General features: G+C 39.6%; 11 protein-coding genes. 5 read left to right on the top strand and 6 right to left on the bottom strand.

What is annotated here, in order from left to right; translation table 11 throughout:
• Positions 1-60 precede the first annotated feature (60 nt).
• Both I6F53_RS10760 and I6F53_RS10755 read right to left on the bottom strand, forming a co-directional pair.
• The gene (locus tag I6F53_RS10760) at positions 61-729 is read right to left on the bottom strand and encodes a DUF2987 domain-containing protein (RefSeq protein ID WP_197239535.1); all 669 of its coding nucleotides are present in this window, start codon (positions 727-729) and stop codon (positions 61-63) included.
• Positions 722-1,528: a glucosaminidase domain-containing protein gene (locus I6F53_RS10755; protein ID WP_197239534.1), complete on the bottom strand. Its 807-nt coding sequence runs from the start codon at positions 1,526-1,528 to the stop codon at positions 722-724. The genes I6F53_RS10760 and I6F53_RS10755 overlap by 8 nt, the downstream gene beginning before the upstream one ends.
• Before the next feature lie 248 nt (positions 1,529-1,776).
• Here I6F53_RS10755 and I6F53_RS10750 point away from each other — a divergent pair, with 248 nt between their 5' ends.
• Positions 1,777-3,069, top strand: a complete 1,293-nt coding sequence (locus tag I6F53_RS10750) for an anti-phage deoxyguanosine triphosphatase (protein WP_197239532.1) — start codon at positions 1,777-1,779, stop codon at positions 3,067-3,069.
• Between the two features lie 92 nt (positions 3,070-3,161).
• Here I6F53_RS10750 and I6F53_RS10745 read toward each other — a convergent pair whose 3' ends face one another.
• Complete coding sequence (locus tag I6F53_RS10745) at positions 3,162-5,318, bottom strand: prolyl oligopeptidase family serine peptidase (RefSeq protein WP_197181337.1); 2,157 nt, start codon at positions 5,316-5,318, stop codon at positions 3,162-3,164.
• A 164-nt stretch (positions 5,319-5,482) separates the two neighbouring features.
• On the opposite strand from I6F53_RS10745, the gene I6F53_RS10740 reads away from it, so the two are divergent.
• Positions 5,483-5,797, top strand: coding sequence for a DUF962 domain-containing protein (locus tag I6F53_RS10740; RefSeq protein WP_197239531.1), 315 nt, complete (start codon positions 5,483-5,485; stop codon positions 5,795-5,797).
• Between the two features lie 506 nt (positions 5,798-6,303).
• Positions 6,304-8,874, top strand: a complete 2,571-nt coding sequence (locus I6F53_RS10735; protein WP_197239529.1) for a TonB-dependent receptor plug domain-containing protein — start codon at positions 6,304-6,306, stop codon at positions 8,872-8,874.
• 80 nt (positions 8,875-8,954) lie between these two features.
• Here the strand turns inward: I6F53_RS10735 and I6F53_RS10730 are convergent, their stop codons facing one another.
• From I6F53_RS10730 to I6F53_RS10720, 3 genes are all read right to left on the bottom strand, one after another.
• Positions 8,955-10,013, bottom strand: coding sequence for a branched-chain amino acid aminotransferase (locus I6F53_RS10730; RefSeq protein WP_269435943.1), 1,059 nt, complete (start codon positions 10,011-10,013; stop codon positions 8,955-8,957).
• Positions 10,014-10,156: 143 nt separating this feature from the next.
• Entirely contained in the window at positions 10,157-11,209 is a 1,053-nt protein-coding gene (locus I6F53_RS10725; protein WP_166421666.1) for a fatty acid desaturase family protein, read from the bottom strand.
• Positions 11,206-12,249 (bottom strand): flavin reductase family protein, encoded by a 1,044-nt coding sequence (locus I6F53_RS10720; RefSeq protein ID WP_197239528.1) that lies wholly within the window; start codon positions 12,247-12,249, stop codon positions 11,206-11,208. The genes I6F53_RS10725 and I6F53_RS10720 overlap by 4 nt, the downstream gene beginning before the upstream one ends.
• 268 nt (positions 12,250-12,517) lie before the next feature.
• Here I6F53_RS10720 and I6F53_RS10715 point away from each other — a divergent pair, with 268 nt between their 5' ends.
• Both I6F53_RS10715 and I6F53_RS10710 read left to right on the top strand, forming a co-directional pair.
• Positions 12,518-13,693 (top strand): PQQ-dependent sugar dehydrogenase, encoded by a 1,176-nt coding sequence (locus tag I6F53_RS10715; protein WP_197239526.1) that lies wholly within the window; start codon positions 12,518-12,520, stop codon positions 13,691-13,693.
• 165 nt (positions 13,694-13,858) lie between these two features.
• Positions 13,859-14,038 carry a DUF6435 family protein gene (locus I6F53_RS10710; protein WP_002959772.1) on the top strand — a complete coding sequence of 60 codons (180 nt, stop codon included), beginning with the start codon at positions 13,859-13,861 and terminating at the stop codon, positions 14,036-14,038.
• Positions 14,039-14,420: the final 382 nt, after the last annotated feature.

Genomic DNA, 14,420 nt, shown 5'->3' with positions numbered 1-14,420 from the left:
GGTACAAAAAAAGCGGCTACATGCCGCTTTTTATATTTAAGCTACTTAGCTAAACGCTGATTACTTAACAATCCAAGGCGTTACTTTAATAACGTTCGATATATCGCCAAGCACTCCGCTATCATCTTCCCAGCTATCTTCAACTGCAAAATAACACACTGACTTTTCACACGTTATGCTTTTATCATCAAATTGCATTGGGCTTTTAAATGTAACTGCTACGCCCTTTTGCTCTGGTAATAAAAACCACATTAATTTACTTACAAAAAAGCCCGACAAATCAGTTAACAACTCATCAAGTTCTTCGTTAATGGTATATAACGACTGCTTTGAAAACGCTAAACCATCAAGTTCGTTTGCTTCTATTTGTAACTTTAATTGGCAATCGTGCACAGGATTGAGCGGCTCTACTACAATAACCGCTTTATCGGTATCAAGCTGCTTATCGAACGGCAATAGTAATTGTGCTTTATCGGTAAAGTTAAGTGGATACTCGTTTCTTTCAGTTAAAATAGTGCCGCTTTTAATCGCACACGTTTCATTAGTACCAATATCACTAATGTAAAAGTTAACGCGGGCATATTGAAAATCGCCTTTATTAACCACTTTTAAGCGATCGTAAAAGCCGTCATACGACATTACAAACTCTCTCGCATTTACATTAAATGCAGTTATGCTCAGTAGCAGTAACGACACTGCGTTAGTACAATTTAAAATCCGTTTATTCATCAAAGTAGGCTCTATTTTGGTTAATCATGGTGTTTAGCTCTTCTATATACGCTTCACCGCGCTCAGAGTAAGACATTAAACCTTGTGTAAGTTCAGTCGCTAATATTGGCTTTTGCTCAAGACGTAAGTTTTCACGTATCGCGCGAAAATCTTTATAAGCCGGATGCGTATTTATGTTTTTAAAGTAAGAGTTTATAGCAGCTCTTACTGATTTAAACGCAGCAACTTCGTGTGCAGCCCCGCTATTACGGCGTTTTGGTACCATGCCACAACCTTTTGTGTAACACCACTGACCAAAAAAGTTAAGGCCAATACGTGCAAAACGTGATGTGCCCCACGCAGATTCATTTGCAGCTTGCATAAGCGCTAGTTCTTTAGGAATTATATCAACACGGCGCAGTGCTTGTGTAAGTATTAGGGTATTAATTGTGGTTGGTAAGCCGTACGACTTCAAAATCACTGCAATATCTTTACTTTGCTTTTTTTCTAAAGGTAATTCATTTTGTAACATCATGCGTGCTATTTCGAGCTTAGCGCGCTGCTGTAGTATTTTTTTATTTTCGGCTTCAACGTGCGGACGAATAAAGCTAAAAAATGCATGTTTTTTTTCTTTCACATCACTAAATTCTGAAAACTTTGGTAATTTTACATTATGTAGTGGTTTCTCTTTTTTCTTCACTTTTGTTGTTTGCTCTGACGTTTGCTCATCCTGATCAACGTCGTCACTTTGCATAAACGGATACGCAAGTGCCCATACGAAAAACACGGTTAGTAAAAGTTTAAAAATCGTTTTTAACATGTATTCTCTCTTTGAAACAACAACTATGCATGGTTTATACACAAGCATACGAAGGCGCATTATACCTAAGCCACTTTATAAACGCGAATAACTGGGGTTTGATGACCTTTTACGGTTGAGTTTTCAGCAGTGTATTTGAATTTTAGATAAAACAGAGCCTATATAGTGCATTTGTTCATTCGCAATTTATAAGTCCATGGGTATACTGAGCAAAGTTTAATAATATTAACTATGTGTGAGTAAGCAGTATGGATAAACAATGGCAAAGCCGAATAATAGAGCAATATAAACATCGTCCTAACGATAATCGCTCGCCGTGGCAGGTCGATCGTTCGCGTATTATTCATGCCGCTGCATTTAGGCGTTTGCAAGCAAAAACCCAAATTATGGGTATTGGCCTAAACGACTTTTATCGCACTCGCCTTACCCACTCTTTAGAAGTATCGCAAATTGGTACTGGCATATTGCGCCACTTAAAAGCGCAACATAGCGACTTTACGCACTTTCCATCAACCGGACTGCTAGAAACACTGTGTTTGGCGCACGATATTGGCCATCCACCCTTTGGCCATGGTGGTGAAATAGCGCTAAATTACATGATGCGCGATCACGGTGGTTTTGAAGGTAACGCACAAACACTGCGCATAGTTGCAAAACTTGAGCCCTACAGTAACGGGCACGGTATGAACCTAACTCGTCGTACTTTATTAGGTTTTATAAAATACCCCGCGTTTATTAATACGCTTTGGCATACCATTCCCAACGATACAACCGGTCGTGCATTTATAAAAGCAGATGATTGGCGACCTGCCAAAGGGTTGTACAACGACGATGCAGCCATATTCAATTGGATAGTAGAACCACTAAGTCAAAACGATAAAACATTGTTAGGTAAACATGCCGCTATTGATAAGTACCGCGCTAAAACAACGTATAAATCGCTCGACAGCGCCATAATGGAACACGCCGACGATATAGCGTATGCGGTACACGACTTAGAAGATGCCATTGCAACCCATGTACTTACATTAGACGATTGGCAAACTCATGCTCTACCTCATTTAAAAGCGCTTAACTTTGACTGGTTAAACACCATGCTTGAATCGCTCACTCTGCGTTTGTTTTCAAAAAATGACTTTGAGCGAAAAGATGCCATAGGTGAGCTGGTTAATACCTTTATTATTCATATACATTTGGATATTCAAAATGATGCCTTTGAATGCCCTATTTTAAAGTACACCGCTAAATTAGATGCCCAATACGACAGTGTATTGCAAATACTTAAGCATTTTGTGTTTCAACGTTTAATACGCGACCCCGAAATGCAACAAATTGAGTTTAAAGGCCAAAATTTACTAATAGAGTTATTTACAGCATTTGCGAGCGATCCGCTGCGTTTATTGCCCGAAACCACACAAGCACAATACATAGAAGCCGAAAAACAAAATCAAGGGATGCGTATAATTTGCGATTATTTAAGCGGAATGACCGACGAATACGCCTATAAAACATATCAACGATTGTTTTCACCTATGCAGTAGCTAACTAGCAAACATTAAAAAGGCCGAGTAAATTTAATTTACTCGGCCTTTTTTCTTTAACTATGTAATTTTAAATAGTTAGTTAAATGTTTTTATAATGACTCTACGCCCATGTTATATAAGGTAAAACCAAATATATCAGCGTACTGCTCAATCGTTTTACTCGTTGGTGTACCTGCGCCATGCCCCGCATTAGTTTCTATGCGAATAAGCGTTGGATTATTACCTGTTTGCTTTGCTTGAAGCTCAGCTGCAAACTTAAACGAATGTGAAGGGACAACGCGGTCATCATGATCGCCAGTTGTGATCATAGTAGCTGGATACTCAACACCTGCTTTTACATTATGAAGTGGTGAATAACCTTTAATGTATTCAAACATTTCTTTGCTTTGCTCACTGGTACCGTAGTCGTATGCCCAACCAGCGCCCGCAGTGAATGTATGGTAGCGTAGCATATCAAGTACGCCTACAGCAGGTAGAGCCACCTGAAATAAGTCTGGGCGCTGCGTCATCACTGCACCAACTAACAAGCCACCATTAGATCCACCGCGAAGTGCTAAGCGCTTTTTAGACGTGTACTTTTTATCTTTTAAATACTCAGCAGCCGCAATAAAGTCGTCAAACACATTTTGCTTTTGCAATTTAGTGCCGGCATTGTGCCAGTCTTTACCGTACTCACCACCACCGCGAATATTAGCAACGGCGTACACACCACCTTGCTCAAGCCATACTGCATTAACGGGGCTAAAGCTTGGCGTTAAACTAATATTAAAACCACCGTAACCGTATAAAATAGTAGGGTTTGAACCATCAAGCTTAATGCCTGTTTTATAGGTAATTACCATCGGTATTTTAGTACCGTCTTTTGAGGTGTAAAACACTTGCTCAGACGTGTAATCATCGCTATTAAAATCAATAGCCGACTTACGATAAACACCCGATTCACCCGTAGCTACATCAAACGTATAAGTAGTACCTGGTGTTTTGTAGTTAGTGAACGAATAATAAAGCGTTGTTTGATCTTTTTTACCGCCAAAACCACGTGCAGTACCCACGCCTGGTAATGTAATTTCGCGAATTAGCTCACCTTTTTTGTTGTACTGTTTTACCTGCGAAATCGCATCAACCATGTAGTTGGCAAAAAAGGTATCGCCACCTTTTGTAAGGTTTAGTACGTTTTTGGTTTCAGGAATTAAATCTTCCCAATTTTCAGGGCTTGGGTTACTTGCATCAACCGTCACTACTTTTTTGTTTGGTGCATTGAGGTTAGTAACTAAAAACAGCTTGCTGCCTTCGTTATCAATAACTGATGTATCTGAATCAGTATTTCCAACAACCGTTACAAACTCACTGTTTTCTTTTGTTAGATCTTTTATAAACAGCTTATTGCCTGAGGTAGACGTACTTGCCGAAATAAGTAGGTAGTGGCCGTCATGGGTTACATCAGCGCCTACATAGCGATGTTTTTGCTCATCAGTTTCACCAAATACAACACTATCAGCAGACTGTGCAGTACCTAGCTTATGGTAATACGCTTTATGCTGATCTGTTTTAGCCGAAAGTTCACTCCCTTTAGGTTTTTCGTAACTTGAATAATAAAAACCTTCGTTGCCAAGCCACTCTATGCCACTAAATTTAACGTCAACAAGCGCTTCTTCAACTTGCTCTTTGGTATGTACATCAATAACAATAATTTTACGCCAGTCGCTACCACCTTCAGATATTTGATACGCGAGTAATGACCCATCTTTTGAAAACGATAAACCCGACATAGACGTCGTGCCATCGTCACTAAACTTGTTTGGATCTAAAAATACTTCAACGTCGCCGCCATCTTTACTGCGGTACAAAACATATTGATTTTGCAGGCCATCGTTTTTATAAAAATAGGTGTAATCGCCTTCAGTAAAAGGAGCGCCTATTTTTTCGTAGTTCATTAGTTTTTCAAGGCGCTGCTTTAACTTATCGCGATAAGGTATTTGTTCTAAATAAGAAAACGTTAAATTGTTTTGCGTTTTAACCCAATCGGCAGTTTCGCTGCTCATGTCATCTTCAAGCCAACGATATGGGTCGCTAACCGCTTCTTCAAAGTAGGTGTCTACGATATCGCCTTTTTTTGTTTCTGGGTATATAACTGCGTTAACTTGCTTCATTGGTGCTTTTACTTCTTCTTGAGTTACCGTATTAGTTGGCTCTGAACAGCCGCTAAGCGCTACAATTACAGCACATGCTAGAGTGTGTTTAAACATCCTGAGTTCCATTCTTATTTATTAATAGTGCACCTAAGTTATTAACTTTTAGCCCTTTTGTCTATTTAGATGCGTTAAGCACCATTTATCGCTGTAAACAAATGTAAACTTACGCTTTAATAGCACGACCCTCATTAAAATAAAAAACAATAAAAGAGCACACAATGCAAAATACAAACCCCACATTTAAAAGCTTTAAAACCTTCTACCCGTACTATTTAAAAGAGCATCGCAACGTTACTTGCCGCCGCTTACATTTTATAGGAAGTACACTTGTTCTTGCTGTAATCGCAATAGCATTAATAAAACAACAATACAGTCTATTGTGGCTATTACCTTTTATTGGATATGGGTTTGCGTGGGTCGGGCATTTCTTTTTTGAAAAAAAACGCCCAGCTACTTTTAAACACCCTTTTTACAGTTTGTGGGGAGATTGGGTAATGTTTAAAGATATGCTTGTTGGAAAAATTAAATTTTAACACTATTTTTAGCACTCTTTTTTTATACCAATTACTTATAAAAACAAAATTGCTTCATGCTTTAAAGTATAGGTTCTAATAAGTAGTACATAATTTATAGTACACCCATTAAATGTTAATTTAGTTAACATTTAATGGGTGTACTTGTATTTTACATTTTAAAAAATATTTATAGCTCAACAGCTATTTATTGCCAGCCCAATAAAAATGGTTCCTACCCATAATTAATTTAAACCATCCATCTCATCTTACCAGTTAATTAAACGTTAAATTTAACTTTTAAATATAATTCATTATCCATCAATTACTTAGCAATTACCTCCGCTATATAACTAAAACAATGATCATTATAAAAAACAACCAAATGTAATTATAAAAACCCTTAAATTAATTGAATGTTATTCAATTGACTGACTTTGTTAATTAAGTATATGTTCAAGGTAACAAAGAGGTTTAATCTTTTTGTACAAAACTAAAATAATTCAATGGGTATGGGGAAATACAGCATGAATAGAAAACCGTTATTTAAATTACAGCAATCGGTACCACAAATATTACTCGCAATGAGCGCGTCTGCTGCACTACTTGGTTCGCTCTGCGTAAATGCTGCAGAGCAAGACACTAAAGCAGAAGAAAACATCGAACAAATAAGCGTAATTGGCTCTCGCCGATTAGGCCGTACAGTAGAAGACAGCGCAGTACCCATCGATATAATTGGTGCAGATGCACTTAAAAACTCAGGCTTTACTGAAACGAATGCCCTGCTTAGCAGTTTATTACCAAGCTTTAACTTCCCGCAAGCATCCCTTACCGACGGTAGCGACCATGTACGCCCCGCTCAGCTTCGTGGCTTGGCACCCGATCACACCTTAGTGCTTGTTAATGGCAAACGCCGCCACAGCAATGCATTAATTAACTTAAATGGCTCTACAGGTCGTGGTTCATCATCGGTTGACTTAAATGCGATTCCAGCAAATGCTATCGACCGCATTGAAGTATTACGTGATGGTGCAGCAGCCCAGTATGGTTCTGACGCTATAGCCGGTGTTATTAATATTGTGCTTAAAAGTGCCAGCAGCGGTGGCTCAGTGGCGGCTATATATGGCGCTAACGTAACCGAAATGGACGGTGTGCCACAGCTAAAATCAGTATCTGAAGGCAGTGATGGTAATTTAGCCTTTACCGAAGGGGGCAATCGTTCATTAACCGACGGTCAAACTTTAACGCTACAAGGTAATATGGGTTTTGAACTGGGTGAAAATGGCTTTTTAAACATTTCGACCGAATACCGCGACCGCCACTCTACAAACCGTTCAGACTACGACCAACGCGAAAACTACGCTCGATTAGAGGATGGCTCACTCGACCCTCGTGAACTCACAGTAAACCGTTACAATCATAACTTTGGTAATGGTGATGTAGAAGATTTCTCTGTTTTTTATAACTCAGCTCTACAACTCACTAACGATGCTGAACTCTATTCATTTGGTTCTTATTCTAAACGTGAAGGTGAAGGCGGTGGCTTTTATCGCCGTGCAAGCGACAGCCGAAATATAGAAGAAATTTACCCGGATGGCTTTTTACCTGTTATCACATCAGATATAAACGACTTTTCATTAGCGCTTGGCGTTAAAGGTTTTGTAAGTGAATGGAATTACGATGTATCGGCCGTATATGGTCAAGATGCGTTTGAGTTTGGTGTTACCAATAGCTTAAATACCTCATACGGCCCTTCTAGCCAAACAAGCTTTGATGCAGGAACACTTACCTACGATCAACTTACTTTAAACGTTGATTTTAGCCGCGAGGTAGACGTCAGCTTTTTAGAAAGCTCTGTAAACGTAGCCGTAGGTGCTGAGTATCGCCGCGAAGGATACCAAATAGATGCCGGCGAAGAAGCGTCATATGCACAAGGCACATTTGGCCCAGGAGGCGAAGTAACTGACCCAGTTGATGGCCCATTTGGCGCAGCGGGCGCACAAGTATTCCCGGGGTTTACACCTGAATCTGAGGGCGACAACAGCCGCCACAATGTTAGCTTTTACATAGATTTAGAAACTTACCTCACAGATGATTGGAACATAGCTGTTGCCGCGCGTTACGAGGATTACTCTGATTTTGGCGATACGCTCAATGGTAAAATTGCAACGCGATACTCGCTCACTGAAGATTTAGCCATTCGTGCATCGGCATCGACAGGTTTTAGAGCACCTTCTTTGCAGCAGCAATACTTTACCTCAGTGGCCACTGTATTTGTTGATGGCGAACCAACCGAAACAGGTACGTTTGCACCAGGCAGTGATGTAGCAAAAGCACTAGGCTCTCCAGGTCTTGATGCAGAGGAAGCAACAAACTACGGCGTTGGTTTTACATGGTCTACCGACTTTAACTTCAGCTTATCGGTTGATTACTACCAAATATTAATTGATGACCGCATTGTGTTATCAAACAACTTATCGGGCGCTGCAATTGCCGATTTACTTCAAGGCACTGGCGCTAACCAAGGTCGTTTCTTCTTAAACGCAATTGACAGTAAAACACGTGGTGTAGATGTGGTTGCCTCTTATAATGTGGCAACCGATGGTTACGGCGATATAGCCTTTAACTTAGGTTATAACTACGGTAAAAATGAAGTAACCAATATCATCGACCCACCAGCAGAGCTACAAGGTGCAGGGTTTGATCAAGACAACTTGTTTTCAGGCACTGAGTTGCGCCGTTTTGAAGTAAGCACACCCCGTAATAAGTACAACTTAAGCGCAACGTGGACTAACGACGATATACGTACAACGCTTAGAACAACCCGTTACGGTGAAACTCAAGATCCATCATCAACCGCAGAGCTTAATGAAGTACTAAAACCAAAATGGATAACCGACCTAGACGTCGCCTACTCGCTTACTGAAAACGTATCGCTGAGCGTAGGTGCTAATAACATTTTTGATGTTTACCCAGATGCAACCCGTGAAAATGTTGACGATTTAACAACGTTCTCACGTTTATTTGCTTACTCTAGCTTCTCACCATATGGATTTAACGGACGCTACGTATACGGCAAGATTGAAATGAAATTCTAATTAGCGAAATTGTAAAACTACGTAAAAAGCCACTTAATTAAAGTTAATTAGGTGGCTTTTTAAATGGGTTAAATTAAAAACTAAATTTTAGTTAACCAACCGTGTTTATCTTCACTTTTACCCCATTGAATATCGTTCAATGCTTGGCGAAGGCGCGCAGTCGTTGGGCCTGGCTCGCCAGTACCTACTTTGTATTCTTTATCGTTATGAATAAACGTACCCACAGCAGTTAGTACAGCCGCAGTGCCCGAAAGCGCCGCTTCAGTACCTGGTTTAGCAGCACGTTCTAGTAGCTCGGTCACTGTAAAGTTACGCTCGCTTACCGTCATACCTAAATCTTTTGCAATGGTTAAAATACTGTTGCGTGTAACGCCGTGTAAAAAGGTGCTATCGAGTGCTTTAGTAATAATCTCGTTGCCATCAATAAGTATAAAGTTAGCAGCACCGGTTTCTTGTACGTCGCCACCTGGGCAAAACAAAATTTGATCAGCTTGATACTTAATACGTGCAGCACTAATAGGTGCTAGTGCACTGGCGTAGTTACCACCACTTTTTACCATTCCCATGTGCGGGGCACAGCGCATGCCATCTTCTTCAAGCAATACACGCAGTGCAGTTGCACCACCGGCAAAGTAATCACCTACTGGCGATAGTAACGTGTATAAAAGCGAGCTCATTGATGGCGCTGCCGCCTTACCAATTGCAGCCTCAGTACCAATGTGTGTTGGGCGAATATACATAGAACCCGGCGGTAATGGCGTTTCATCTGCGTATTCACGCATAATATCGATAATCATCGTTTTTAGCATATCGCTGTCAAAACTCGGTAAGCTTAATAGCGCTGAGCTTTGTTGCATGCGTGCAATGTTTGCATCCATTCTAAAAAGATAAACAGAACCATCTTCATGGCGAAAGGCTTTTAAGCCTTCAAAACATGTACTTGAATAATGAAGAACGTGCGCACCAGCATGAAGTTCAAGTTTATCGGAAGGGACAATTGAGCTTTCGCTCCATTTATTATCAGAAAAACGAGCTTGAATCATCTGCGGCATAAACACGGTACCAAATGCGGCCATTTTAATCTCTCTTGTGTGGTCTATTTTCCTCCATTGTATGACAATCACCCGCCATTTAACCATAGCTAAAGTAAGGCTTTTTTAATTAACTATGAGAAATTTTTGCATGTGCTGTTTACTAATCAACCGTATTGAGTGCAATAAACAAAAAAATCGGTCAGTGTAGTTACACAGACCGATTTTTTCATTCGTTAATTAAAACATGTTTATTTAAACGAATATTTAATAATACGTTTTAACACCGACGTATACTGTCTAAAAAATCCACCCGTATGATAATCAACACCGTGTTTTTTCAAAACAGCTTGTACTTGAGGCGCTACTTCTTGATAGCGCGAAGATGGCATATCAGGAAATAAATGATGCTCTATTTGGCAGCTCAAATGCCCTGTTAAAACATGAAACCAATGTGGCCCTTTAATATTAGACGAACCCAGTACTTGGCGGTAATACCACTGCCCTTGGGTTTCGTTTACGCAGTCTTCTTGTTTAAAAGTTTGCGTTTCTTCAGTAAAGTGACCACAAAATATTATGGTTGATGTCCATAAATTACGGATTAAGTTTGCCACTAAATTACCGGCCAATACCCATAAAAATAAAGGCCCTGCAAGTAACGGAAATATCGCATAATCTTTAATTAATTGGCGAGCGCCTTTACTAAAAAAGCGCTGCTTTAATGTAGAGTGTGATACAAGCCCTTCGCGGTTTTCTTTCTTTTTACCAATAAAAACACGCTCTGCAGCCAACTCGTGATACGACACGCCCCACTGAAATAACACACTTAAATTAATATACGTAAAAAACTGCCATACATTTTTAAAACGCCATTTAAAATCATCGCTTAAACGCAACAAGCCATAACCAAAATCTCTGTCTTTACCAATAATATTAGTATACGTATGGTGTTCAAAATTATGAACGCGGTGCCAACTTTGCCCGTCGCACGCTATGTCCCACTCATAATGCTGTGAGTTAAGTTGCTTGTCGTTCATCCAATCGTATTGACCATGCATTACATTGTGGCCAATTTCCATATTGTCTAAAATTTTAGCAAGCGCTAATAACAACACGCCTGCAACCCATAATAATGGTTGAATAAAACCAAGCATTAGCAAAATTCGCCCGCTCCATTCACACACTCGCTGTTTGCGCACAACAGAGCGAATATAGTCAGCATCTTGTTGGCCAACTTTGCCAAGGGTATCCATTTTAATGGCATCTAGCTCGCTTGCGAGCATGTCATAGTTAATGTTTTTCATAATTGTAACTCCAAATCACTAACAGGTTGGCTTACGCAAAGTTGGATTAACTGCTCGCCGTTGTCACTCAATTCACCTGTTTTTAAATTACGTACCACGCCTGACTTTTTAATACATTGGCATTGATGACAAATACCAATACCGCAACCGCGTTTAACCGGCAATTGTTTTGCTTCAAACTGAGGTAGTAAAACATCGTTACCCGATACAACATGGGCACTGGCGTTAATTTTTACATTAAATTGGCTATCGTCGTTTAAGCTAGGCAGCGCTAAACCAAAGGCTTCTTGGTAATAATTTAGCTTATGCGTTTTAGCAAAATCGCTCACTGTCTGCATAAATGCTGCAGGGCCACAGCAGTAAATATCTGGGTTTTCCCACGGCTTAATATTGCTGGTTATATCGCTTGCTTGCTCGCGCGTTAATAATAAAAACGAAAAATGCTCAAATTGCGCTGCCAACTCACTTAGCTCATCAACACATTGATGCTCAGTAGCTTTTGCGTAATACACTAACGACACTTTTTGCGTAGTTTGGCTTAAATAATCATCAAGCATAGCCAGCATAGGTGTTATACCCGAGCCGCCTGCAATAAAAGTGGCTGGCGTGTGTGTGTTTTTAAATACAAAATCGCCATTTGGCGCAGAAATATTGCACCACAAACCCGCTTTTAATGCGCTGCTGAGTAAGCCAGTAAAGCGCCCTTGCGTATTCGTTTTAATTAGTAAGCGCACTAACCCAGTATTTTTAAATTGCTGAGCGCTTGAAGCCACGGTAAAAACGCGTGTTAATAATCGCCCATTAATTTCAAGCGTTAAACTTATATGCTGCCCTGACGTATGCGCCTGCCAATGTTTGCTTGGCTTAAGTTGCACACTTAAAAAGCCGCCATCAAGCACAGCTGTATTAACTACTTGCGCTCTAAACTGCCCTGCACGCCACGCAGGTTTAAACACCTGCATTATTGGCTCTATGTAGCCTGCAAAACTTTGATGGTGTAAAAACCATTTTGAAAATTGGTTTAGTACTTGAGTAATCATGATTAAATCTCTATCAAATCTTAATTATTTTGAACTTACACGTGTACGCTCAAACTTCAGCGCACAAGTGTACGCTGAAATTTTTAGTTTTCAACCCTAATAGAGTAATTATTCAATTTTTTATTAGCGCTAATTACTAAAACAATTTTCTGTTAAAAGGCCATCGTATAAAAATAGAAGTGTGTGTTTTTCATTCAAATCAACGCTTAACAAATTTATTTATGCCATGTTAAGGTTATGTAAGATTGGATTAATTTTGGAAGCCATAATGATAAATTTAATGTCACATAACACACTCCCTAAACTAATAAGTGCAGGCTTAGCCGTTGCTATATTTGCTATTAACGCACCCGCACATGCACAAAGCGATTACATAAAAAACTATAAAGAACTCGATACTTTATCGCTTAACGTTAACGCAGTAACAGCGGCAGAAGGTGTGGTTATACCTTGGGCTATTGAGCCTTTAGCTAATGGTGATTTACTAATATCTGAGCGCAGCGGAACGTTATTTTTATTACCTAAAAATACAACTACGTTAGCTAAGGTTTCAGGGCTGCCCAACATTGACGCTAATGGACAAGGTGGATTGCTTGATTTATCACTACACACCGATAGTAAGCAAAACCAATGGCTATACTTTAGTTACTCACGTACTGAGGGCAAAGGAAGCGGAAGTAACACCGCCTTAATGCGCGCCAAGTTAAGTAGCGATCATACGCAGTTGTCTGATCAGCAATTGCTATACAAAGGCGAGCATAATAGTACCAAAGGCCAGCACTACGGCAGCCGTATTGTGTTTGATAATGAAGGTTATGTTTATTTTTCAATTGGCGATCGCGGCTCGCGCGACATAAACCCGCAAGATCTCACTCGTGATGGCGGTAAAATTTATCGCTTACACGAAGATGGTAGTATCCCAAGCGAGAATCCGTTTGTTAAACAAAAAGATGCAAAACATGCGGTATGGTCTTATGGGCACCGTAACCCACAAGGCATGTGGTTTGATAATCAAAATAATATTTTATGGTCTCACGAACACGGGCCACGCGGCGGCGATGAACTTAACATAATAAAAAAAGGCGCTAACTACGGATGGCCTTTAGTAAGTTATGGCGTTAACTACAGCGGTACCAAGTTTACCGACCTTAAAGAAAAAGACGGCATGCAATCGCCCGTATTACATTGGACCCCTTCAATTGCCCCTTCCGATATGTTGTATGTAACGAGTGATAAATACCCAAAGCTTAAAGGTAAGCTATTACTAGCATCAATGAAATTTGCTTTTATTAGCGCACTGGAACTCTCAAAGGGTAAGGTTGTTAAGCAATATAAAATACTCGATGGAATTGGCAGAGTACGTAGTTTAGCCCAAGGCAGTGATGGTTTTATTTATTTAGGTATTGATGGACAAGGTATTAAACGCCTAGAGCCAAAAACGTAAACATTAGCACTAGCACTAGCACTAGCACACAGTACGTTAATAATTACACCGTGTTTACTTTGCGCTTTTAAAGCGCAAAGTAAACATTTTCACCAAACAAAGAACTATTAAGCCCATTAATGCGTACACTAACTACATATAATTTAATAAATTAAGAGAATACTAATGTTTTCATTTTTAAAGCCTGACCCAATAAAAAAACTACGTAAAGAATACGACGTAAAACTAGAGCAAGGCATGCAGGCACAAAGAAAAGGCGACATTAAAAGCTTTGCCATGTTAAGTGCAGAAGCCGAAAAAATCTGGAGTGAAATAGAAACCCTAGAGGCTAAAAAAGCCAAGTAAATTCGTATTAAACGTGTCTGCCCTGTTTTAAAAGTAGGTAGACGCGTTTAGTAAATAATTAATGACCTCGTTTTTACAGCTTCCACCATCCCTAAACCACCTTTTATAATATGCTTACACAAACAAGCGTGCTTAAAGCGGTTACTTGCATTATTGCCACCGTTTTTAGTGAATATTAAATGATTTAAAATAGGGTTTGGTTTTCATTTTAAACATTTAATTGCTGCATTTATGTACCGCGCTGGCGATTTTCCTCATAAGTCAAAAAATGAGGACGTTTTCCTCTTTTCTGTATATTATTAAAACTGACATTGATCAGACCAATATCAAAAATTTCTATTTAATTTAAGCGCTTAAACCTCCTTAATTTGATAAAATAACA

The organism is Pseudoalteromonas sp. SWN29, assembly GCF_015864465.1.
Lineage (GTDB): Bacteria > Pseudomonadota > Gammaproteobacteria > Enterobacterales > Alteromonadaceae > Pseudoalteromonas.
The sequence above is the reverse complement of the archived record's forward strand: the minus strand, read 5'-3'. Positions and strand labels throughout refer to the sequence as shown.

What these genes read in the sequence shown, in the direction of transcription:
- I6F53_RS10745 (WP_197181337.1), bottom strand. Translation starts at nt 5,318, where the DNA reads ATGTTTAAACACACTCTAGCATGTGCTGTAATTGTAGCGCTTAGCGGC.
- I6F53_RS10720 (WP_197239528.1), bottom strand. Translation starts at nt 12,249, where the DNA reads ATGATTACTCAAGTACTAAACCAATTTTCAAAATGGTTTTTACACCAT.
- I6F53_RS10730 (WP_269435943.1), bottom strand. Translation starts at nt 10,013, where the DNA reads ATGGTTAAATGGCGGGTGATTGTCATACAATGGAGGAAAATAGACCAC.
- I6F53_RS10710 (WP_002959772.1), top strand. Translation starts at nt 13,859, where the DNA reads ATGTTTTCATTTTTAAAGCCTGACCCAATAAAAAAACTACGTAAAGAA.
- I6F53_RS10760 (WP_197239535.1), bottom strand. Translation starts at nt 729, where the DNA reads ATGAATAAACGGATTTTAAATTGTACTAACGCAGTGTCGTTACTGCTA.
- I6F53_RS10735 (WP_197239529.1), top strand. Translation starts at nt 6,304, where the DNA reads ATGAATAGAAAACCGTTATTTAAATTACAGCAATCGGTACCACAAATA.
- I6F53_RS10755 (WP_197239534.1), bottom strand. Translation starts at nt 1,528, where the DNA reads ATGTTAAAAACGATTTTTAAACTTTTACTAACCGTGTTTTTCGTATGG.
- I6F53_RS10750 (WP_197239532.1), top strand. Translation starts at nt 1,777, where the DNA reads ATGGATAAACAATGGCAAAGCCGAATAATAGAGCAATATAAACATCGT.
- I6F53_RS10715 (WP_197239526.1), top strand. Translation starts at nt 12,518, where the DNA reads ATGATAAATTTAATGTCACATAACACACTCCCTAAACTAATAAGTGCA.
- I6F53_RS10725 (WP_166421666.1), bottom strand. Translation starts at nt 11,209, where the DNA reads ATGAAAAACATTAACTATGACATGCTCGCAAGCGAGCTAGATGCCATT.
- I6F53_RS10740 (WP_197239531.1), top strand. Translation starts at nt 5,483, where the DNA reads ATGCAAAATACAAACCCCACATTTAAAAGCTTTAAAACCTTCTACCCG.